Origin of the sequence: Escherichia sp. WS338, from assembly GCF_046486405.1 — a bacterium.
GTDB lineage: Bacteria > Pseudomonadota > Gammaproteobacteria > Enterobacterales > Enterobacteriaceae > Escherichia > Escherichia coli.
In genome coordinates this window covers 57,583-77,994 of sequence record NZ_JBJQLL010000020.1, presented here as the reverse complement: position 1 = coordinate 77,994, position 20,412 = coordinate 57,583, and the positions used below count along the sequence as shown (strand labels likewise).

19 protein-coding genes, 1 pseudogene and 1 riboswitch are annotated in these 20,412 nt (G+C 51.8%); of the genes and pseudogenes, 5 read left to right on the top strand and 15 right to left on the bottom strand.

Going from position 1 to position 20,412, the window contains the following annotated elements; genetic code table 11:
• The coding region (locus ACJHWT_RS17490; protein ID WP_000851394.1) for an IS1 family transposase at nucleotides 1-96 on the top strand (96 nt) is incomplete at its 5' end.
• Between the two features lie 17 nt (nucleotides 97-113).
• Here the strand turns inward: ACJHWT_RS17490 and ACJHWT_RS17485 are convergent.
• The 7 genes and pseudogenes from ACJHWT_RS17485 to moaA form a co-directional block, all read right to left on the bottom strand.
• Nucleotides 114-416: pseudogene (locus ACJHWT_RS17485) on the bottom strand (hypothetical protein); the annotation flags it as partial.
• A gap of 205 nt (nucleotides 417-621) precedes the next feature.
• Nucleotides 622-1,326 carry a Bax inhibitor-1/YccA family protein gene (locus tag ACJHWT_RS17480; protein WP_000373624.1) on the bottom strand — a complete coding sequence of 235 codons (705 nt, stop codon included), beginning with the start codon at nucleotides 1,324-1,326 and terminating at the stop codon, nucleotides 622-624.
• A gap of 136 nt (nucleotides 1,327-1,462) precedes the next feature.
• Nucleotides 1,463-1,915, bottom strand: coding sequence for a molybdopterin synthase catalytic subunit MoaE (gene moaE / locus ACJHWT_RS17475; protein ID WP_000852287.1), 453 nt, complete (start codon nucleotides 1,913-1,915; stop codon nucleotides 1,463-1,465).
• A gap of 1 nt (nucleotide 1,916) precedes the next feature.
• Nucleotides 1,917-2,162 carry a molybdopterin synthase sulfur carrier subunit gene (gene moaD / locus ACJHWT_RS17470; RefSeq protein ID WP_000611260.1) on the bottom strand — a complete coding sequence of 82 codons (246 nt, stop codon included), beginning with the start codon at nucleotides 2,160-2,162 and terminating at the stop codon, nucleotides 1,917-1,919.
• Nucleotides 2,155-2,640 (bottom strand): cyclic pyranopterin monophosphate synthase MoaC, encoded by a 486-nt coding sequence (moaC, locus tag ACJHWT_RS17465; protein ID WP_000080885.1) that lies wholly within the window; start codon nucleotides 2,638-2,640, stop codon nucleotides 2,155-2,157. The genes moaD and moaC overlap by 8 nt, the downstream gene beginning before the upstream one ends.
• A 2-nt stretch (nucleotides 2,641-2,642) precedes the next feature.
• Nucleotides 2,643-3,155, bottom strand: a complete 513-nt coding sequence (gene moaB / locus ACJHWT_RS17460) for a molybdenum cofactor biosynthesis protein B (protein WP_000084639.1) — start codon at nucleotides 3,153-3,155, stop codon at nucleotides 2,643-2,645.
• 21 nt (nucleotides 3,156-3,176) lie between these two features.
• Nucleotides 3,177-4,166, bottom strand: coding sequence for a GTP 3',8-cyclase MoaA (gene moaA / locus ACJHWT_RS17455; protein ID WP_001295301.1), 990 nt, complete (start codon nucleotides 4,164-4,166; stop codon nucleotides 3,177-3,179).
• Nucleotides 4,154-4,298, bottom strand: a riboswitch (molybdenum cofactor riboswitch). Its footprint overlaps the gene before it by 13 nt.
• A 264-nt stretch (nucleotides 4,299-4,562) precedes the next feature.
• On the opposite strand from moaA, the gene yvcK reads away from it, so the two are divergent.
• Entirely contained in the window at nucleotides 4,563-5,471 is a 909-nt protein-coding gene (gene yvcK / locus ACJHWT_RS17450) for a uridine diphosphate-N-acetylglucosamine-binding protein YvcK (RefSeq protein WP_001304790.1), read from the top strand.
• A gap of 191 nt (nucleotides 5,472-5,662) precedes the next feature.
• Here yvcK and uvrB read toward each other — a convergent pair whose 3' ends face one another.
• The 5 genes from uvrB to bioB form a co-directional block, all read right to left on the bottom strand.
• A complete protein-coding gene (gene uvrB / locus ACJHWT_RS17445; protein ID WP_000042533.1) occupies nucleotides 5,663-7,684 on the bottom strand; it encodes an excinuclease ABC subunit UvrB in 2,022 nt (673 codons plus the stop codon).
• Between the two features lie 578 nt (nucleotides 7,685-8,262).
• Nucleotides 8,263-8,940, bottom strand: coding sequence for a dethiobiotin synthase (bioD, locus tag ACJHWT_RS17440; protein WP_000044831.1), 678 nt, complete (start codon nucleotides 8,938-8,940; stop codon nucleotides 8,263-8,265).
• Entirely contained in the window at nucleotides 8,933-9,688 is a 756-nt protein-coding gene (bioC, locus tag ACJHWT_RS17435; protein WP_000246796.1) for a malonyl-ACP O-methyltransferase BioC, read from the bottom strand. The genes bioD and bioC overlap by 8 nt, the downstream gene beginning before the upstream one ends.
• Entirely contained in the window at nucleotides 9,675-10,829 is a 1,155-nt protein-coding gene (gene bioF, locus ACJHWT_RS17430) for an 8-amino-7-oxononanoate synthase (protein ID WP_000638122.1), read from the bottom strand. The genes bioC and bioF overlap by 14 nt, the downstream gene beginning before the upstream one ends.
• A complete protein-coding gene (gene bioB, locus ACJHWT_RS17425) occupies nucleotides 10,826-11,866 on the bottom strand; it encodes a biotin synthase BioB (protein ID WP_000951218.1) in 1,041 nt (346 codons plus the stop codon). The genes bioF and bioB overlap by 4 nt, the downstream gene beginning before the upstream one ends.
• 86 nt (nucleotides 11,867-11,952) lie before the next feature.
• Between bioB and bioA the strand changes: the two genes are divergently transcribed.
• The 3 genes from bioA to ACJHWT_RS17410 all read left to right on the top strand — a co-directional run bounded on the left by bioA (nucleotide 11,953) and on the right by ACJHWT_RS17410 (nucleotide 15,212).
• Nucleotides 11,953-13,242: an adenosylmethionine--8-amino-7-oxononanoate transaminase gene (gene bioA / locus ACJHWT_RS17420; RefSeq protein ID WP_410232343.1), complete on the top strand. Its 1,290-nt coding sequence runs from the start codon at nucleotides 11,953-11,955 to the stop codon at nucleotides 13,240-13,242.
• Between the two features lie 58 nt (nucleotides 13,243-13,300).
• Nucleotides 13,301-13,777 carry a kinase inhibitor gene (locus ACJHWT_RS17415; RefSeq protein ID WP_000767411.1) on the top strand — a complete coding sequence of 159 codons (477 nt, stop codon included), beginning with the start codon at nucleotides 13,301-13,303 and terminating at the stop codon, nucleotides 13,775-13,777.
• A gap of 151 nt (nucleotides 13,778-13,928) precedes the next feature.
• Nucleotides 13,929-15,212: a putative acyl-CoA thioester hydrolase gene (locus tag ACJHWT_RS17410; protein WP_001091575.1), complete on the top strand. Its 1,284-nt coding sequence runs from the start codon at nucleotides 13,929-13,931 to the stop codon at nucleotides 15,210-15,212.
• Between the two features lie 140 nt (nucleotides 15,213-15,352).
• On the opposite strand, the gene ACJHWT_RS17405 is transcribed toward ACJHWT_RS17410, so the two are convergent.
• From ACJHWT_RS17405 to ACJHWT_RS17395, 3 genes are all read right to left on the bottom strand, one after another.
• Nucleotides 15,353-17,614: a hydratase gene (locus ACJHWT_RS17405; protein ID WP_000593905.1), complete on the bottom strand. Its 2,262-nt coding sequence runs from the start codon at nucleotides 17,612-17,614 to the stop codon at nucleotides 15,353-15,355.
• A 182-nt stretch (nucleotides 17,615-17,796) separates the two neighbouring features.
• Nucleotides 17,797-19,230 (bottom strand): anion permease, encoded by a 1,434-nt coding sequence (locus tag ACJHWT_RS17400; protein WP_001036491.1) that lies wholly within the window; start codon nucleotides 19,228-19,230, stop codon nucleotides 17,797-17,799.
• Nucleotides 19,231-19,305: 75 nt separating this feature from the next.
• Nucleotides 19,306-20,358 carry a 4-oxalomesaconate tautomerase gene (locus ACJHWT_RS17395; protein WP_065793174.1) on the bottom strand — a complete coding sequence of 351 codons (1,053 nt, stop codon included), beginning with the start codon at nucleotides 20,356-20,358 and terminating at the stop codon, nucleotides 19,306-19,308.
• Nucleotides 20,359-20,412: the final 54 nt, after the last annotated feature.

Sequence of the window (20,412 nt, the reverse complement as noted above, 5' to 3'; positions counted from 1 at the left end):
GCACGGCTGGGACGGAAGTCGCTGTCGTTCTCAAAATCGGTGGAGCTGCATGACAAAGTCATCGGGCATTATCTGAACATAAAACACTATCAATAAGTTGGAGTCATTACCTAGAGTGTTAATGCACCTGTAAAAGCGCAACTAACCGGACTCCACAACTCTTCGCTATGGCATTTTCCTGCCAGTTCAAGGAGCTTATTTCGTCCATGCGAGATAATGCCTGACCATAAAACAATCATTAAGCAACTTATTACCCAAATGGGCCGTTCACTCATTAATGCGGCATTCCTGATGATCACCAGGGCCAGTCCTGCGGTTGTCACCAAACCCAAAGCGGTAATGAGCCATATGCCGTTTAATATCCTGGCTTCGTGCTGAAAATCTAATTTATTGCTGCTTTGCGAGTATGATTCCATTCTTTTAGTTATCCTTAGAAAAAATATTAATATTCACCATCAATAAATTTAAAGCCACGCATACAAAATACTTTTGTATTTATGGATACGGAAAACACTTCCGCTCGGCCATAAGGCATATTTTATACCTGGTACTTGTTAAGTGTCGTTTTTTCGTAAGAAAAAAATCCCGACACATGGCCGGGATATTGATGGTGAAAAAGAATTAACGGCGGTTGCCGAAGATCCGCAACAACATCAGGAACAAGTTGATGAAGTCCAGATACAAGGTTAACGCGCCAAGAATGGAATATTTGCGCAGGTTCGACGTGTCGCGGGTATCAATCTGCTCACCCATATTTTTCAATTTCTGCGTGTCATACGCCGTCAATCCGACAAAGACAATCACGCCAATGTAGGTAACTGCCCACATCAATGCTTCGCTTTTCAGCCAGAAGTTGACCAGCGATGCCAGCACAATGCCGATTAACGCCATAAACAGCATATTGCCAAAGCCGCTTAGATCGCGCTTCGTGGTGTAACCGTACAGGCTCATTGCGCCAAACATTCCGGCAGTAACGACGAAAGTACTGGCGATAGAAGCAGCGGTATAAACAATGAAAATACTGGAAAGCGTAAGACCCGTCAGCGCCGAATAAAGCATAAAGAGCATCGTCGTCACACCTGCGCTCAGCTTTTGAATCATCGCTGATAACACAATAACCAATGCTAATTGCGCGATGATCAGACCGATTAAAAAGACACGGTTAGTGAACAACAGCTCCATCACGGCCGCGGAATTAGCCGCATACCAGGCAACAAATGCGGTCAGCAACAAGCCAACGGTCATCCAGCCATAGACTTGCGCCATATAAGTTTGCAAGCCAGCCCGGGGTTGTACAATTGAATCAGAACGTGGGAATCTGTCCATGACTTTCTCCTGAAGATATAAGGAATATCTTAAGGATACTGCAAAATGATGAGGCTGTGCATCGACGCAGCGTAAACGCATGTACTGAGCGGTGAAATTGCCGGACGCAGCGGTGCCTGATCCGGCTAACAAAAAACTACCAGCGTTTTGCCGCCTGCTGATCGCTCTCCCGAGCTTCAACCCAGCGGTCGCCTTCCGGCGTGGCCTCACGCTTCCAGAACGGTGCGCGGGTTTTGAGATAATCCATAATAAACTGCCCGGCTTCAAACGCACTGCTGCGATGCGCACTGGTGACACCGACAAAAACGATTTCATCGCCCGGCCATAATTCCCCGATGCGGTGAATCACCGTGACGCGCCCCAGCGGCCAGCGGTTACGCGCTTCATCGACAATTTCTGCCAGTGCTTTTTCAGTCATCCCCGGATAGTGTTCGAGGGTTAATGCTTTGACGCTGTCGCCAAGGTTATGGTTGCGCACCTTACCGGTAAAGGTGACTACCGCACCGTCTTCATCACGCTCCGCCAGCCACGGATACTCTTCTCCTACGCTGAATGGCTGCGGGCCGACAACAATTTTGGTTTCTGCCATCTTAACCTCCAGTTACCGGCGGGAAGAAAGCCACTTCGTCGCCGTCAGTCAGCGGATGGTCAAAACTCACCAGCGTCTTGTTGACGGCAGCCAGCAATTTGCCATCTTCCAGCGCCAGCGCCCAGCGATCGCTCTGCGCAGCCAGGTGCTGGCGTAACGCTTCAACGGTTGGGAAATCCGCAGCTACTTCGGTTGCATCTGTTCCTACCAACTCGCGCACCTGGGCGAAAAAAAGAACGTTAATCATCCGCTTCCACCTTAAAGTCACCTGATTTGCCGCCGCTCTTTGCCAGCAAACGTACCGGACCAATCACCATATCTTTTTGCACCGCTTTGCACATGTCATAAATGGTCAGCGCCGCCACGGAGGCCGCGGTTAACGCTTCCATTTCGACACCGGTTTTCCCGGTCAGGCGGCATAAGGTTTCTATACGTACCCGATTGTGCTCCGGCTCGGCCTGTAAATTGACTTCAACTTTGCTGAGCATCAGCGGGTGACACAGCGGGATCAGATCCCAGGTGCGTTTTGCCGCCTGAATACCGGCGATACGCGCAGTGGCAAATACGTCGCCTTTGTGGTGGCGACCATCAATAATCATCGCCAGCGTCTCGCTGCGCATGGTGACAAAGGCTTCCGCCCGCGCTTCACGCACGGTTTCCGCTTTGGCGGAGACATCCACCATGTGTGCTTCGCCAGCGGCGTTGATATGGGTCAGTTGCGACATACTTATTTCTTCAAATGTGGATGGAAATTGCATGGACGTGTACGGGCATCGAGCTGCGGCGCGATGATATTTTCCCACGCGGTGCGGCACGCTTTGGTCGAACCCGGCATGGCGAAAATCAGCGTTTTGTTAGCGACGCCCGCTACCGCACGAGATTGCAACGTTGAGGTGCCAATCTCTTCAAACGACAACATCCGGAACACTTCACCAAAACCTTCAACTTCACGGTCGAACAACGGCAGCAGCGCTTCGGGAGCCTGATCACCTTCCGTCAGGCCAGTACCACCCGTAATCAATACCACTTGTACATCGTCGCTGGCGATCCACGCAGATACCTGAGCGCGAATAGCGTAGCGGTTTTCTTTCACAATGGCTTTATCGACAACGTGATGGCCCGCTTCCTGCGCCGAATCGCGCAGATAGTGACCGGAGGTATCGTCTTCTTCACCACGACGATTAGAAACCGTAAGAATAGCAATACGGGTCGGGATAAATTCAGTGCTTACCTGACTCATCTGATCTCTCCTTTTGACGTTTTAGCCGCCAATGTACGATAAGTTTTGCGTAATACCGGTGTTGTTTTGATGCAGGAAATGGGTCTGTTTCTTCTCCCGCAGCGCCGCTGAAATACGCGCTTCCAGCGCCTGTTGCTGGGTATCGTCTTCCAGCAGATCGCGCAGGTTAACGCCGCCTTCACCAAACAGGCAGAGATGGAGTTTACCAATGGAGGAAACGCGCAGGCGGTTGCAAGTGGCGCAGAAGTCTTTTTCATACGGCATGATAAGGCCAATCTCTCCGGCGTAATCCGGATGACAAAAGACTTGCGCGGGACCGTCGCTGCGTTGACGTAATTGGTGGATCCAGCCGCGACGCAGTAGCTCGTCACGCAGAACCTGACCAGAGATGTGATGCTTACGGAAGAGCTCGCTGCCCTCACCCGTTTCCATCAATTCGATGAAACGCAGCTGGATAGGGCGATGCTGGATCCAGTTCAGAAAGGTGTCGAGCTGATGATGATTAACATCACGCATCAGCACGGTATTAACTTTGACCTTCTCAAAACCGGCCTCAAATGCAGCATCGATCCCTGCCATGACCTGGTTGAATTTATCCTGCCCGGTAATGGCATGAAACTGGCGAGCGTCAAGGCTATCAACGCTGACGTTGATGCCAGTAAGTCCCGCATCGCGCCAGTTCGCCACATCGCGTTCCAGACGGTAACCATTGGTGGTGACCGCAATCTGGCGGATAGCGTCGTTTTCCCGCACAGCGGCGATGATATCGGTAAAGTCGCGGCGTAAAGACGGCTCACCGCCTGTCAGGCGCACTTTTTCGGTGCCCAGACTGGCAAAGGCGCGCGTAACCCGGCGAATTTCATCGACGGTAAGAAAGCCTTTATTGGTGACGCCGCTCGGTTTGTAGCCATCCGGCAGGCAGTAGGTGCAACGAAAGTTACACACATCAGTAATCGACAGGCGCAAGTAGTAAAACTTACGCGCAAATGCATCAGTCAGTTGTGAAGCCATGTACACCTTTCCAGATACGGGAGGCGAAGTCATTTCTTCCTTCGCCCTGGTGGCAATCTTTACGAGCATTGTCACGGCCAAAGCACCGTATCAGTTGACCCAGGTGCAGAGGCTAGAGTGTTTAGTGGTTAAGCCGATACTAGCGTGTAAATGAGATTTTTACCATCCACACTTTCGCTATGTAATCATGTATATAGCGTCATGATCGTGCTATTTCGCTACAGAATAAGGGAAAATGGCGGTTTTACTTTGATATACATCATCAGGAAGGCATAGCGTACATCGTCCTTTAGAGGTAGAAGAAAATAGTTTGTATCCTCAATATTGGCAGGTTAATTGCTGTTTCCCCGCAATTTGCGCTACTGTAGCGCGGATAATCTGACTCCAGGAAACTATATGCGCAATCGTACGCTGGCTGACCTTGATCGTGTCGTTGCTCTCGGCGGAGGGCATGGACTGGGACGCGTTCTCTCATCACTTTCGTCTTTGGGTTCTCGTTTAACGGGTATCGTCACCACCACGGATAATGGCGGATCGACAGGGCGTATTCGCCGCTCAGAAGGCGGTATTGCCTGGGGCGATATGCGTAACTGCCTCAACCAGCTGATAACTGAACCCAGCGTCGCTTCCGCAATGTTTGAATATCGTTTCGGCGGTAATGGCGAACTTTCCGGGCACAACCTTGGAAATCTGATGCTGAAGGCACTGGATCACCTTAGCGTGCGACCTCTTGAAGCAATCAATCTGATTCGCAATCTGCTGAAAGTGGACGCACATTTGATTCCGATGTCGGAGCATCCGGTGGATCTGATGGCGATTGACGATCAGGGGCATGAAGTTTACGGCGAGGTCAATATCGACCAGTTAACTACGCCGATTCAGGAGTTACTGTTAACGCCGAATGTACCCGCAACGCGTGAGGCTGTTCACGCTATCAGTGAAGCGGATCTCATCATTATTGGGCCTGGCAGTTTTTACACCAGCCTGATGCCAATTCTGCTGCTGAAGGAAATCGCACAGGCATTACGCCGCACGCCAGCGCCGATGGTCTATATAGGCAATCTGGGGCGTGAGTTGAGTTTACCTGCGGCTAATTTGAAGCTGGAAAGCAAGCTGGCAATTATGGAGCAGTATGTCGGTAAAAAGGTCATTGATGCGGTCATCGTCGGGCCAAAAGTGGATGTCTCGGCGGTGAAAGAGCGGATTGTGATTCAGGAGGTACTGGAGGCCAGCGATATTCCGTATCGTCATGACCGCCAGTTGTTGCATAGCGCGCTGGAAAAGGCATTACAGGCTTTAGGTTAACGGAAAGCCGAAGGAAAATTCCGGCTTCCTATTGAAGACAAAGTGCGCGTTGTTTATGCCGGATGCGGCGTGAAAGCCTTATCCGGCCTACAAACCGCGCTAATTCAATGTATTGCAGAGATCATGTAGGCCTGATAAGCCTAGCACATCAGGCAATTTTGCTTTTGTCATCTGTCTTCTTCGTTATCCTGTCACGAAGCCGCAATGAACAACTCACGCAGCTGATGCAACTGGTCACGAATTTGTGCCGCTTCTTCGAACTCCAGATTCTGCGCGTGTTGCATCATCAACCCTTCCAGTTCATGGATTTTCTGCTGCAACGCTTTAGGCGACATATCCATCGGCACATTATCCGGCTCAACAATCGGTCGCGATTTTCCTCTGCCCTTCGCTTTGGTTTTGGCAATGTTCTGCCCCAGCGCCAGGATATCGACCACTTTCTTGTTCAAGCCTTGCGGCGTAATGCCGTGTTCCTCGTTGTACTTCTGCTGTTTCTCGCGGCGACGTTCGGTTTCGCCAATCGCTTTCGCCATTGATGGGGTGATCTTATCACCGTAGAGAATCGCTTTACCGTTAACGTTACGTGCCGCACGACCAATGGTCTGGATCAACGAACGTTCGGAACGCAGGAAGCCTTCTTTGTCAGCGTCGAGGATCGCCACCAGCGAAACTTCCGGCATATCCAGACCTTCGCGCAGTAAGTTGATCCCTACCAATACGTCGAACTCACCCAGACGCAAGTCGCGGATAATCTCCATACGTTCGACGGTGTCGATATCTGAGTGAAGATAACGCACGCGCTCACCGTGTTCTTCGAGATATTCAGTGAGATCTTCCGCCATCCGCTTGGTCAGAGTTGTAACCAGTACGCGTTCGTTAATTGCCGCTCGCTGACGAATCTCCGATAGAAGATCATCGACCTGTGTCGCCACTGGCCGCACTTCGATAATCGGATCAAGCAATCCGGTTGGACGCACCACCTGATCCACCACATCGCCGCCGGATTTTTCCAGCTCGTAATTACCCGGCGTCGCCGAAACATAGATGGTTTGCGGCGCTAATGCTTCGAACTCTTCAAATTTCAGCGGACGGTTATCCAGCGCTGATGGCAGGCGGAAACCGTACTCCACCAGCGTCTCTTTACGCGCCCGGTCACCGCGATACATGCCGCCAATTTGCGGAATGGTAACGTGAGATTCATCGACCACCAGCAGCCCATCAGCAGGCAGGTAATCAAACAGCGTCGGCGGTGGCTCACCCGGTCCACGACCGGAGAGGAAGCGCGAGTAGTTCTCAATTCCGGAACAGTAGCCCAGCTCGTTCATCATCTCCAGATCAAACTGGGTACGCTGGGTCAGCCGCTGCTCTTCCAGCAGTTTGTTGTTTTCCAATAGCACTTTACGTCTGGCAGCCAGCTCTTCTTTGATCTCCTCCATCGCCTGGACGATGCGCTCGCGTGGCGTGACGTAGTGCGTTTTCGGGTAGATGGTAAAACGTGGAATAGTGGAAACAATCTGCCCGGTGAGCGGGTCAAATAACGACAATCGTTCCACTTCCTCGTCAAACAGCTCCACGCGAAGTGCAATGTCATCCGATTCTGCTGGGAAGATATCAATCACCTCACCACGAACGCGGAAAGTACCACGCTGGAATGCCTGATCATTACGAGCGTATTGCAGCTCCGCCAGTCGGCGCAGGATCGCGCGCTGATCGATAATCATGCCGACCGTGAGATGGAGCATCATCTTGAGATATAAATCAGGATCGCCCAGACCATAAATCGCGGAAACAGACGCCACCACAACCACATCACGCCGCTCCAGCATCGCTTTGGTGGCGGACAAACGCATCTGTTCAATATGTTCGTTAACCGAGGCATCTTTCTCAATGAAGGTGTCGGAACTCGGTACATAGGCTTCCGGCTGATAGTAGTCGTAGTAGGAGACGAAATATTCCACCGCGTTTTCCGGGAAGAACTCTTTCATTTCGCCATACAACTGGGCCGCCAGCGTTTTGTTGGGCGCAAGTACCATGGTAGGGCGCTGAAGGTCAGCAATGACATTGGCAATGGTGAAGGTTTTCCCGGAGCCAGTCACGCCAAGTAACGTCTGGTGCGCCAGGCCATCTTCCAGCCCCTCTTCGAGACGTCGAATCGCCTCTGGCTGATCGCCAGAAGGTTTAAAAGCGGAATTCAGTTTGAACGGTTTACTCATGAGTCGCTACCTGAAGGAGTTGGGCGGGCAGGTATGTAATTTTACTCGTCGTACTTAATTATGCCAACAAATTATACTGGATAAAAAAACAGTTCCTCACCATAATATTTCTGTTACAGCGTAAACTCCGCTGTCAATCATGAGCAAAATTTACTCTGTGACGAGATAAAACTCCGGCCTTACCGGGTTATCCCCAAAGCAACGGCTTTTTTAACATTTGTCAAGATGAGTGATGACAGTTTTATGGCAAGAGATGCCTCTTCAGTGACTGCCATTGCAATTATCTAACCAGTTAAAAAATAAAAGATATTTCTTTGAGCCGTCTTTAACGCCAATTCGCGTGCAAGCCGCGTATTCTCTCGCTTGCCTCGTGTTTTCTAACTCTAATACACATGGTTATCCACAGGAATAGTGGATAACTGTCTGCAGCCCCTATCCCCCGCCGCCTGGGCAATTCCCACATACATCGCATGATGCGGAAGTAAAATTTTTTTCGTGATTATTTTAGAATTTAATTGGTTAAATTGCAGTCAATCGAAGACGCGATCTCGCTCGCAATTTAACCAAATACAGGATGGCTACAACAAGGCAAGGTTTATGTACTTTCCGGTTGCCGCATTTTCTGGATTTTCTGCAAGCCAGGGGATCTCTCCCAGCAGCGGCGCGGGAATCATGCGGGTGAGCGTGGTCATATATTCAGCGTGACGTTTTCCCGGAGGCGTGACATCATTCGCCACCCAACCCGCCAGAGTCAGCCCGGCGTGTTGTATTGCCTGTGCCGTCAACATCGCGTGATTAATACAGCCGAGTTTCACACCAACTACCAGTATCACCGGCAGTTGTTCCTGTGTTACCCAATCCGCAAAAGTGAAAGTGTCAGAAAGCGGCGTAAACCAGCCGCCAGCACCTTCCACTAACACCCAGTCAGCCTGTTGTTCAAGCGCGCGTAATCCGGCGCTCATTACCAATGATTCTATCGGCCTGCCCTCTTGTGCGCTGATGATGTGCGGCGAAGTGGGTTCTGCGAAGGTGTAAGGATTTACCGTTGCGTAATCCAGCTGCAGGCTGCTGTTGTGCTGTAACGCCAGCGCGTCACTATTACGTAAGCCTTCCGGGGTCTTTTCGCTGCCAGAGGCGACCGGTTTATAACCTGCCGTCCGATAACCTGCTGCCTTCGCGGCTTGTAAAAGTGCACAACTGGCGACAGTTTTCCCCACTTCGGTATCCGTTCCGGTGACAAAATAACGTTTACTCACGAGCAATTACTCCCAAAAAAAGATGATACGTCAGAGGATATCGCCCCTGTTGCTGCGGCCAGGACAGTTGCAATCGCTGCAACTGCGAACGCGTTAATATTCGTGGGTAGCGCCCTTCATGAAGATGCGTGGCACCGATGCCTTTCAGCGAACGCATAGCACTGAGCGCATCATCAAACCACAGCGTGATGGGCTGAATATGATGTTGATAATGCACGCCGTTCAGCGACAGTTCGATTTCATCTGGCGGTAAAAAGCGATTAGCATGCGGGCGCTCGTCCACCGCCTGCCACGCCTGATGTAATTCAGGGAGCGATCCCTGCACCAGCGTGGTAAACGCGACCACGCCTCCGGGGCGCACCACCCGATACAGCTCGCGAAGTGCCGTGGATAAATTACCGCACCACTGCACCGCGAGATTGCTCCATGCAAGATCGAAGGTTGCAGTCGCTAACGGCAGGGATTCGATATCTCCCGCCAGATAATGGTCTGCGGCATCCTTCTGGCGTGCCTGAACAAGCATTGGCGGCGAGAGATCTAACGCCGTCACCTGCGCGTGACGTTTCCGCCAGTGGCGGCTCATCCAGCCAGGTCCACAACCCGCGTCCAGTACGTGGGTGTATTTACGCTGTGGAAGCATTGCCAGTAAGACGTCAGCACTCTGGCGCTGTAACTCTGCGTGTTGCTCATAGTGCGCGGCTGCCCGTCCAAATGCCGCAGCAATGGCTTGTTTATTAACCGTTGCCATGCAGCACCTCCAGCAGACGGTCGATATCCTGCATTTCATGCGCTGCGGTTAGCGTTAAGCGCAGTCGCGCAGTACCAGCGGGTACGGTTGGCGGGCGAATCGCCGTGACCCAGCAGCCTTGCTGGCGCAGTTTTTCTGCCAGTTGTAACGCACGGCTGTTATCACCGACGATCAATGGCTGGATGGCGCTGCATGAGCCAGCAAGCGTAAACGGCAAATCCTGCACTCCGGCACGAAAACGCGTAATGAGTGCCGCCAGTTTTTCGCGCCGTGCATCCCCCTCATCACTGCGAATGACCGCCAGCGACGCACGTAATGCCTGCGCCTGAGCGGGCGGCATACTGGTGCTGTAAATAAGATGGCGGGCAAATTGCACCAGATAATCCGCCACCGTATCGGAGCAAAGCACCGCTGCCCCGCTGACGCCAAATCCTTTGCCAAAAGTCACCACCAGCAATTCTGGTTTTACCTTTTGCAGCCAGCAGCTGCCGCGCCCCTGCTCCCCGATAACGCCCGTGCCGTGGGCATCATCGACCATCAACCAGCCATTGTGCTGTTGCGTTACTTGCTGGATTTCCGCCAGTGGCGCACTATCGCCGTCCATGCTGAACACGCCTTCTGTCACCACCAGTTGCTGCCCCGGACAGGGGGAAGCAAGCAGTCGCGCCAGATGAGCGACATCGTTATGGGTAAAACGTCGAAGCGGCGACGGGCTTAAACTGGCAGCCTCCAGCAATGAGGCATGGCTAAGCCGGTCGGCAACAATACGGTCCTCTTTCGCCATCATCGCGGCAATGACAGCCTGATTAGCGGCAAAACCAGAAATAAACAGCAGCGCCCGCGAATAGCCCAGCCATTCGGCCAGTTCTTCTTCCAGCACCTGGTGCGCCACGCTATAACCGCTGACGTGACCGGAACCGCCGCTACCGACACCAAATTGATCCGCGCCCTGCTGCCAGGCGCGGATAATTTGCGGATGATGGCTTAAACCTAAATAATCGTTACTGGAAAAGTTCAGATACTGGCAATCATCTGCCACCAGCCAGCGTCCGGCTCCTTGTGCCACCGGATAACGGCGACGCAAGGCATCAGCAACACGCCGCGCATCAAGCGCCGCGTCGATTTTCTCCTGCCAGATCATAGTGCTGCCGCGTTGTAATATTCGTCAGTGTCCGGGGTCATCAGCGCCTGCTCCAGACGCTGCTGTTGTTCGTTATCGCCCGCCAGCACGGCAGTTTGCTGCGGATTTAGCCCCAGTTTGCGGAACAGTTGCAGGTCTTTATCTTCTTCCGGATTCGGCGTAGTCAGCAGTTTGCAACCGTAGAAAATCGAGTTTGCGCCAGCCATAAAGCACATCGCCTGAGTCTGTTCGTTCATCTGCTCGCGTCCGGCAGAAAGGCGTACGTAAGAGGTCGGCATCATGATCCGCGCTACGGCAATGGTGCGAATAAAATCAAAGGCATCGACATCATCGTTATCCGCCAGCGGTGTGCCTTTCACCTTCACCAGCATGTTGATTGGCACGCTTTCCGGCGGCGTCGGCAGGTTTGCCAGTTGCAGTAATAATCCGGCGCGATCTTTCACCGTTTCGCCTAAGCCCACAATGCCACCTGAACAGACTTTAATCCCAGCTTCTCGCACTTTTTCCAGCGTATCGAGACGTTCCTGATAAGTGCGGGTGGTGATGATATTGCCGTAAAACTCCGGCGAGGTGTCGAGGTTGTGGTTATAGTAATCCAGCCCGGCATTCGCCAGGCGCTGCGCTTGAGATTCACTCAACGTGCCCAGCGTCATACACGCCTCCAGACCCATCGCTTTTACCCCCTGCACCATTTGTTCCAGGTACGGCATATCGCGTTCGTGGGGATTCTTCCACGCCGCGCCCATACAGAAACGCGTCGATCCCGCCGCTTTCGCTTTGCGCGCCGACTCCAGCACCTGTTCAACTTCCATCAACCGCTCGGCTTCCAGCCCGGTTTTGTAGCGCGAGCTTTGCGGGCAATATTTGCAATCTTCCGGACAAGCTCCGGTCTTAATCGACAGCAAAGTGCTGACCTGCACCTGACGAGGATCGAAATGCTGACGATGCACCTGCTGCGCTTCAAACAGCAGATCCAGCAACGGTTTTTCAAATAATTCTGTGACTTGCGACAATGTCCAGCGTGGGCGGTGAGCCATGGGGCTTCTCCAAAACGTGTTTTTTGTTGTTAATTCGGTGTAGACTCGTAAACCTAAATCTTTTCAATTTGGTTTACAAGTCGATTATGACAACGGACGATCTTGCCTTTGACCAACGCCATATCTGGCACCCATACACATCCATGACCTCCCCGCTGCCGGTTTATCCGGTGGCAAGCGCCGAAGATTGCGAGCTAATTTTGTCTGACGGCAGGCGCCTGGTTGACGGTATGTCGTCCTGGTGGGCGGCGATCCACGGTTACAATCACCCGCAGCTTAATGCGGCGATGAAGTCGCAAATTGATGCTATGTCGCATGTGATGTTTGGCGGTATCACCCATGCGCCCGCCATTGAGCTGTGCCGCAAATTGGTGGCAATGACGCCGCAACCGCTGGAGTGCGTTTTTCTCGCGGACTCCGGCTCCGTAGCGGTAGAAGTGGCGATGAAAATGGCGTTGCAGTACTGGCAGGCCAAAGGCGAAGCGCGCCAGCGTTTTCTAACCTTCCGCAATGGTTATCATGGCGATACCTTTGGCGCGATGTCGGTGTGCGATCCGGACAACTCAATGCACAGCCTGTGGAAAGGCTATCTGCCAGAAAACCTGTTTGCTCCCGCCCCGCAAAGCCGCATGGATGGCGAATGGGATGAGCGCAATATGGTGGGCTTTGCCCGCCTGATGGCAGCGCATCGTCATGAAATCGCGGCGGTGATCATTGAACCGATTGTCCAGGGCGCAGGCGGGATGCGCATGTACCATCCGGAATGGTTAAAACGAATCCGCAAAATGTGCGATCGCGAAGGTATCTTGCTGATTGCCGACGAGATCGCCACCGGATTTGGTCGTACCGGCAAACTGTTTGCCTGTGAACATGCAGAAATCGCGCCGGATATTTTGTGTCTCGGTAAAGCCTTAACCGGCGGCACAATGACCCTTTCCGCCACGCTCACCACGCGCGAGGTTGCGGAAACCATCAGTAACGGCGAAGCCGGCTGCTTTATGCATGGGCCAACTTTTATGGGCAATCCGCTGGCCTGCGCAGCAGCAAACGCCAGCCTGGCGATTCTTGAATCTGGCGACTGGCAGCATCAGGTGGCGGCTATTGAAGCGCAGCTACGCGAGCAACTTGCCCCCGCCTGTGACGCCGAAATGGTTGCCGATGTGCGCGTACTGGGGGCAATCGGCGTGGTCGAAACCACTCGTCCGGTGAATATGGCAGCGCTGCAAAAATTCTTTGTCGAACAGGGGGTATGGATCCGGCCTTTTGGCAAACTGATTTACCTGATGCCGCCCTATATTATTCTCCCGCAACAGTTGCAGCGTCTGACCGCAGCGGTTAACCGTGCGGTGCAGGATGAAACATTTTTTTGCCAATAACGGGAAGTCAGCGTGAGGGTTTCTGGCTACACTTTCTGCAAACAAGAAAGGAGGGTTCATGAAACTCATCAGTAACGATCTGCGCGATGGCGATAAGCTGCCGCATCGTCATGTCTTTAACGGCATGGGTTACGATGGCGATAATATTTCACCGCATCTGGCGTGGGATGATGTTCCTGTGGGAACGAAAAGTTTTGTTGTCACCTGCTATGACCCGGATGCGCCAACCGGCTCCGGCTGGTGGCACTGGGTAGTTGTTAATTTACCCGCTGATACCCGCGTATTACCGCAAGGGTTTGGCTCTGGTCTGGTAGCAATGCCAGACGGCGTTTTGCAGACGCGTACCGACTTTGGTAAAACCGGGTACGATGGTGCAGCGCCGCCGAAAGGCGAAACCCATCGCTACATTTTTACCGTTCACGCGCTGGATGTAGAACGTATTGATGTCGATGAAGGTGCCAGCGGCGCGATGGTCGGGTTTAACGTTCATTTCCACTCTCTGGCAAGCGCCTCGATTACTGCGATGTTTAGTTAATCACTCTGCCAGATGGCGCAATGCCATCTGGTATCACTTAAAGGTATTAAAAACAACTTTTTGTCTTTTTACCTTCCCGTTTCGCTAAAGTTAGTATAAAAAAGCAGGCTTCAACGGATTCATTTTTCTATTTCATAGCCCGGAGCAACCTGTGAACACATTTTCAGTTTCCCGTCTGGCGCTGGCATTGGCTTTTGGCGTGACGCTGACCGCCTGTAGCTCAACACCGCCCGATCAACGTCCTTCTGATCAAACCGCGCCTGGTACCTCTTCTCGCCCGATTCTGTCGGCAAAAGAAGCGCAGAATTTCGATGCTCAACACTATTTTGCATCCCTGACACCAGGTGCGGCAGCGTGGAATCCTTCCCCGATTACCCTGCCTGCACAACCTGACTTTGTTGTCGGCCCGGCGGGTACTCAAGGTGTAACGCATACCACGATTCAGGCGGCGGTAGATGCGGCAATTATCAAGCGTACCAACAAGCGCCAGTATATTGCCGTGATGCCTGGTGAGTATCAGGGAACGGTATATGTCCCTGCCGCTCCGGGTGGAATTACTCTGTACGGTACAGGTGAAAAACCGATTGATGTGAAGATTGGGCTTTCCCTTGATGGGGGCATGAGCCCTGCCGACTGGCGTCACGACGTCAACCCGCGCGGCAAATATATGCCAGGTAAACCAGCGTGGTATATGTACGATAGCTGCCAGAGCAAACGCAGCGACAGTATCGGCGTTCTCTGCTCTGCGGTCTTCTGGTCACAAAACAATGGACTGCAACTGCAAAACCTGACCATCGAAAACACGCTGGGCGATAGCGTAGATGCGGGTAACCATCCGGCGGTGGCACTGCGTACTGATGGTGACCAGGTACAGATTAACAACGTTAACATTCTCGGTCGTCAGAACACCTTCTTTGTCACCAACAGCGGTGTGCAGAACCGTCTGGAAACGAATCGTCAGCCGCGTACGCTGGTGACCAACAGCTACATTGAAGGGGATGTGGATATCGTTTCTGGTCGCGGCGCAGTGGTGTTCGATAATACCGAATTCCGCGTGGTGAACTCACGTACTCAGCAAGAAGCGTATGTGTTTGCACCGGCTACGCTGTCCAACATTTACTACGGTTTCCTCGCCGTAAACAGTCGTTTCAATGCTTCCGGTGATGGCGTGGCGCAACTGGGCCGCTCGCTGGATGTTGATGCCAATACCAACGGTCAGGTGGTGATCCGTGATAGCGCCATCAACGAAGGTTTTAACACAGCCAAACCGTGGGCTGATGCGGTGATTTCCAATCGTCCATTCGCGGGTAACACCGGCAGCGTTGATGATAACGACGAAGTACAGCGCAATCTGAATGACACTAACTACAACCGCATGTGGGAATACAATAACCGCGGCGTGGGTAGCAAAGTGGTTGCAGAGGCGAAGAAGTAGGAGCTGTTAACTATGTGCCGGATGCGGCGTAAACGCCTTATCCGGCCTACGGTTCGATGCGATTTGTAGGTCGGATAAGATGCGCCAGCATCGCATCCGACAATAAGTGCCGGATGCGACCTACATTCACATGGCGCTTTTTACATCTGACGGTTTTTATTGAAGTTAATCAAACTACCCGCCTTGATAATCTCGCGCTCTTCAGCAGTCAGACTTTCCATATAGAGCGTAATCTCCGTTACCGGTGCATCTTCATGGATCACATAACCTTTAAACGTCGTTCCAGGATTATCCAGCGCCGCTTTAATGCCAGGGATGTAAATGTAATCCCCCACTTCAAACGTTGGTGCTTCCGCCATTTGCAGCGGTAACATCCCCCAGTTGATGACGTTAGAACGGTAGCGTTTAGTCGCGTATTCCTCGGCAATATTCGCCAGACCGCCAATCACACGCTGGCAGCTCGCCGCCTGCTCACGCGCAGAACCATCGCCTGGTTTCACCGCATAGACCATGCTGCCAATTTCAGTTTGCAGCGGATCAATATGCTCCTGACCAGCAATCTGCTTAATGCGCGCAAACACCTCTGTCAGCTCGCTGACATTCCCCGCCAGACGCTGATTTTCCAGCTCAGCAGTCGCTTTACTTCTGCCAACATAACCGGGATCGCGGCGTGACAGGGTAAACTCCGCCAGACCAATCGGATTTGAACGATAAGAAGAGGTTTCACCGGAAGGAATCAGTTCGTCGGTGGTGGTGACTTCGTCGAGGATCTTCGAGCACACTTTGAGGACGATATTGTCAGTCAGCGCGCCCAATTCCGGCCAGTCTTTGATGTTCGGTCCGTAGATCAGCGGTTGCTGGGTCGCCCCTTTCACAAAGCCTTGATAGACGCGATTTTTATACGGCGTTACATCGAAGGCGTACTCCGGCACGTTGTCCCAGCAATCGAGTTCGCTGGCAGAGGTTAAATAGCCACCGTTTGCCGCAGTTGCAGCGATAGAACGAGCGTCCATCAACGCCACCGCTGACATCTGCCCATTAGCTGGCTTAGAGCCTTCGCGGTTCGGGAAGTTACGCGTGGTGTGGCGAATACTCAAACCGTTGTTGATTGGCGTATCGCCCGCACCAAAGCATGGGCCGCAGAACGCGGTTCTGATGATTGCGCCTGCGCCAATCAAATCTGCTACCACACCTTTTTTGGCGAGATCCATAAACACCGGCTGTGATGACGGGTAAACCGCCAATGAGAAGGTATCGTTGCCGCAGGATTGACCGCGCAGCGCATTCGCCGCCGCGATGACGTTTTCGTAGTTACCGCCAGAACAGCCCGCGATAATCCCCTGCTGCACTTTCAGGCGACCATTTTCCACTTTATCCAGCAGCGAGAGTTTGGCTTTACCGTGCGCCACGCGTTCGGACTCAATTTCAATCTCACGCAGAATGTCGGTCAGGTTCTGGTTCAGCGTGTCGATTTCATACACGTTGCTCGGGTGGAATGGCAGCGCAATCATTGGTTTGATGGCGCTTAAATCAACGCTGATGCAGCCATCGTAGTACGCCATTGGTTGAGGGTTAAGTTGGCAGTAATCCTGGCCGCGACCGTGCAGCGCCAGCCAGTTATGGACTTCTTCATCGGTTTGCCAGACAGAACTTAAACAGGTCGTTTCAGTGGTCATCACGTCAACGCTGTTACGGAAATCGGTAGAGAGCGCTGCAACACCGGGACCTACGAACTCCATCACTTTGTTTTTGACGTAACCGTTTTTGAACACGGCACCGATGATAGCCAGCGCCACATCCTGCGGCCCCACATACGGCGCAGGTTTTCCGGTCAGATGCACCGCAACCACGCCCGGATAGTCGATATCCCAGGTGTCATTAAGCAGCTGTTTTACCAACTCGCCGCCGCCCTCGCCAACCGCCATTGTCCCTAACGCACCGTAACGGGTATGGCTGTCTGACCCGAGGATCATTTTGCCGCCGCCCGCCATCATTTCACGCATATATTGATGGATGACCGCAATATGCGGTGGCACAAAAATACCGCCATAACGCTGGGCCGCCGATAAACCAAAAACATGGTCATCACCGTTAATGGTGCCGCCCACAGCACAGAGTGAGTTATGGCAGTTGGTCAGCACATACGGCAGCGGGAAACGTTCCATACCGGACGCTTTAGCGGTCTGTACAATACCAACAAAGGTAATATCGTGAGAGGCTAATGAATCAAACTTAATTTTAAGTTTATCCATATTTCCGGACGTATTATGAGAAGAGAGAATAGACCAGGCAATAGTGCCTTTTTTTGCTTCTTCTTTTTTTATTTCGCCGGTGAAATGTTCTTCGGCAATTATTTCGTTATTGCTGGCGAGAAACACGCCTTTTTCAGATAACTTGATCATCAAATGCTCCAGATATCTGCGCACCGTGAAGTGCGCAGAAAGATAATAAATGGATATACTCTAAATAATTCGAGTTGCAGGAAGGCGACAAGCGAGTGAATCCCCAGGAGCTTACATAAGTAAGTGACTGGGGTGAGCGAACGCAGACGCAGCACATGCAACTTGAAGTATGACGAGTATATTTACAGCATGTTCCAGCCGATCAGCATATTCCACCACCACACGCCGAGGGTGATATGCACCAGGAAGGTTAATATCGTCAGTACCGCACCGACCAACCACCAGGATTTAATATCGTTGTAACCCACGCCAAAGATGACCGGACCTGCCGCGCCGCCATAGTGAGTAACCATGCCGCCATAGGAGTTAGAGAACAACAGTGCCAGCGCGGTTAACATTAACGGTGCGCCGGAGACATTCGCCAGCATGGCAAATACCGGTAACATGGCAACGATATAGGCACTACCAGAAGCGAAGAAATAACGCACGATGATGCTGAGGAAAATAATAACGAAGAAAGCAACGTTACCGTGACCATCAAATGCCAGGTTATTTTTAAAGACTTCAGCTAACCATTCGAAGAATTTAACTTTCGATAATAAGGAGCTTAAGCCGATAATACCGCCGTACCAGATTAAGGTATTCCAGCCGCCTTTATTTTTAACCACGTCTTCCCAGGTAACGATACCCAGCAGCAGCATAGTTGCCATAACAACGATTGCCACGGTGGATTCATCAACCCCCAGAGACTTACTGAAAATCCAGCCCAGCAGCGCCAGCACAAAGACACCGAGCAGCATTTTTTCGCGGATTTTCATCGGTCCCAGTTCGGCAAGGCCCGCTTTAGCGATGGTTTTGTTATCCACCTTCTTAATTTCTGGTGGATACATGGTGTAAATCACCAGCGGGGTGACCAGCAGCATAATGATGCCCGGCAATCCGGCGGCTAGCGCCCATCCACCCCAGCTAATTTGCAGGTGCAGAATGTCGTTGATCATTTTCAGCGCCAGAATGTTCCCCGCCATTGCGGTAAAGAACATATAGCTGGTGGTTTTAGTGACCATGTAAATGGACATCATCAGGTAATGTCCAACACGACGCGGACTTTTTTCCGGTTCTGATCCCAAAGCCACTGCCACGCTGTTGATGATCGGTAACACGATGCCGCCCGCACGCGCGGTGTTAGACGGTGTTGCCGGAGCCAGTACCAGATCGAGAAATACCGTAACGTAACCCAGACCCAGGGTAGTGCTACCAATTTTACCAATCAGCAGATAGGCAATACGTTTACCTAAGCCTGTGGTTACAAACGCGGCGCTTAAAGTAAACGCAGAAAACACCAGCCAGGTGGTACCGGAAGAGTAACCGCTTAATACGGCGGTGGTTTTAAATTCCCCACCTGATAAGTTACCCACCACTACCATCGATGCGGCGACGGCAATTAACAGTACGACAGGTTCCGGGAAAGGCTTGATAACCAGCCCCACAATGGCCGCCAGGTAAATACCAAAAAGCACCCACGCCAGTTCGCTTAATCCTGCCGGAGCTGGCATAAAGCCAATAATACATGGGATCGCTAATATCAGAATTAGCTTCCATAACGATTTTTTATTCATTTAATATCCTGTTCTTTCTGTATGACTCATACAGAATTCCTTTATTGATTGTCATTATCACGACAACAAAATTTTTCAGGGAAGATAAACTTCACCGGAAAATATTTTTCTTGTCGTCCGAATAACAGATGCGCGTAACGTCGTGGCATCCTGACCTTCATTACTTAAATGAACGTCGAGCGCACCACTGGGGTGTTCAATATTGATATTGCCGTATCCTACAGAAGGGACGATTTGTCGGGTGACGGTGCCTTCCAATGCACAACTACAGGAAATAGCAATAGCACCGGTTATCGCCAAAGCGCGATGGCAAGAATGCGGCATAAAATAACGCACATTAATTGCCCCGCCTTTCTGCGCTGGAGAAATAAGTACAGGTTTAGGGATAACCATATTACTGACATCGCCTAAGCCCATTGCTTTACCCGCTTGTAGACGGATAGATTCAATGCTGGCTAATAATGCTTTGTCGGCATCCAGCTCTGCCGGTAATTCATAGCCTGTTTTTCCCAGATATTCAGCAGGAATAATGACAACTGGCATCGCCATATCGATACAGGTCACCGGGACATCGTCAAAATAATCAATCTGATTATCCGTCGGGAAGACTTTTCCGGTTTTCGTTCCGGCGGCATTCAGGAAAGTGAGCGCAACCGGTGCGGCAGTACCCGGTACGCCGTCAATTCTGGCGCTACCCTCGTACTCGACAACACCATTTGGCGTTTGCACATCAGCTTCGATAAACGTACCCGTATTGACGTTGCGGATACGTACGCGGGTAACTGGCGAAGTCGCTGCAATCAAACCATTTTCAATGGCGAATGCCCCAACGCCAGACAGCATATTGCCGCAGTTAGGCGTGGTATCGACACGTTGCTCATGGACGATAACTTGAGCAAACAGATAATCGACATCTGCACGCGGATCGCTGGAGCGGCTAATAATGGCGACTTTACTGGTCAGCGGATTACCGCCGCCAATACCGTCAATTTCCAGATCGTTACCGGAACCCATAATTACCATCAATATTTTATCGCGCTGCGTTTGATCTTCGGGTAGATGTTCCGCTAACAGGAACGCGCCCCTCGAGGTTCCACCTCGCATCATCACGCAGGGTATTTTTTTCATAATAATGCCCTCAATTTAAAAACATAACTTATTGCGATATGGTTACATTAAGGG

What these genes read in the sequence shown, in the direction of transcription:
- moaD (WP_000611260.1), bottom strand. Translation starts at nt 2,162, where the DNA reads ATGATTAACGTTCTTTTTTTCGCCCAGGTGCGCGAGTTGGTAGGAACA.
- ACJHWT_RS17400 (WP_001036491.1), bottom strand. Translation starts at nt 19,230, where the DNA reads ATGAATAAAAAATCGTTATGGAAGCTAATTCTGATATTAGCGATCCCA.
- ACJHWT_RS17405 (WP_000593905.1), bottom strand. Translation starts at nt 17,614, where the DNA reads ATGATCAAGTTATCTGAAAAAGGCGTGTTTCTCGCCAGCAATAACGAA.
- ACJHWT_RS17415 (WP_000767411.1), top strand. Translation starts at nt 13,301, where the DNA reads ATGAAACTCATCAGTAACGATCTGCGCGATGGCGATAAGCTGCCGCAT.
- yvcK (WP_001304790.1), top strand. Translation starts at nt 4,563, where the DNA reads ATGCGCAATCGTACGCTGGCTGACCTTGATCGTGTCGTTGCTCTCGGC.
- moaA (WP_001295301.1), bottom strand. Translation starts at nt 4,166, where the DNA reads ATGGCTTCACAACTGACTGATGCATTTGCGCGTAAGTTTTACTACTTG.
- bioC (WP_000246796.1), bottom strand. Translation starts at nt 9,688, where the DNA reads ATGGCAACGGTTAATAAACAAGCCATTGCTGCGGCATTTGGACGGGCA.
- moaB (WP_000084639.1), bottom strand. Translation starts at nt 3,155, where the DNA reads ATGAGTCAGGTAAGCACTGAATTTATCCCGACCCGTATTGCTATTCTT.
- ACJHWT_RS17395 (WP_065793174.1), bottom strand. Translation starts at nt 20,358, where the DNA reads ATGAAAAAAATACCCTGCGTGATGATGCGAGGTGGAACCTCGAGGGGC.
- moaE (WP_000852287.1), bottom strand. Translation starts at nt 1,915, where the DNA reads ATGGCAGAAACCAAAATTGTTGTCGGCCCGCAGCCATTCAGCGTAGGA.
- bioF (WP_000638122.1), bottom strand. Translation starts at nt 10,829, where the DNA reads ATGATCTGGCAGGAGAAAATCGACGCGGCGCTTGATGCGCGGCGTGTT.
- uvrB (WP_000042533.1), bottom strand. Translation starts at nt 7,684, where the DNA reads ATGAGTAAACCGTTCAAACTGAATTCCGCTTTTAAACCTTCTGGCGAT.
- bioA (WP_410232343.1), top strand. Translation starts at nt 11,953, where the DNA reads ATGACAACGGACGATCTTGCCTTTGACCAACGCCATATCTGGCACCCA.
- ACJHWT_RS17480 (WP_000373624.1), bottom strand. Translation starts at nt 1,326, where the DNA reads ATGGACAGATTCCCACGTTCTGATTCAATTGTACAACCCCGGGCTGGC.
- bioB (WP_000951218.1), bottom strand. Translation starts at nt 11,866, where the DNA reads ATGGCTCACCGCCCACGCTGGACATTGTCGCAAGTCACAGAATTATTT.
- moaC (WP_000080885.1), bottom strand. Translation starts at nt 2,640, where the DNA reads ATGTCGCAACTGACCCATATCAACGCCGCTGGCGAAGCACACATGGTG.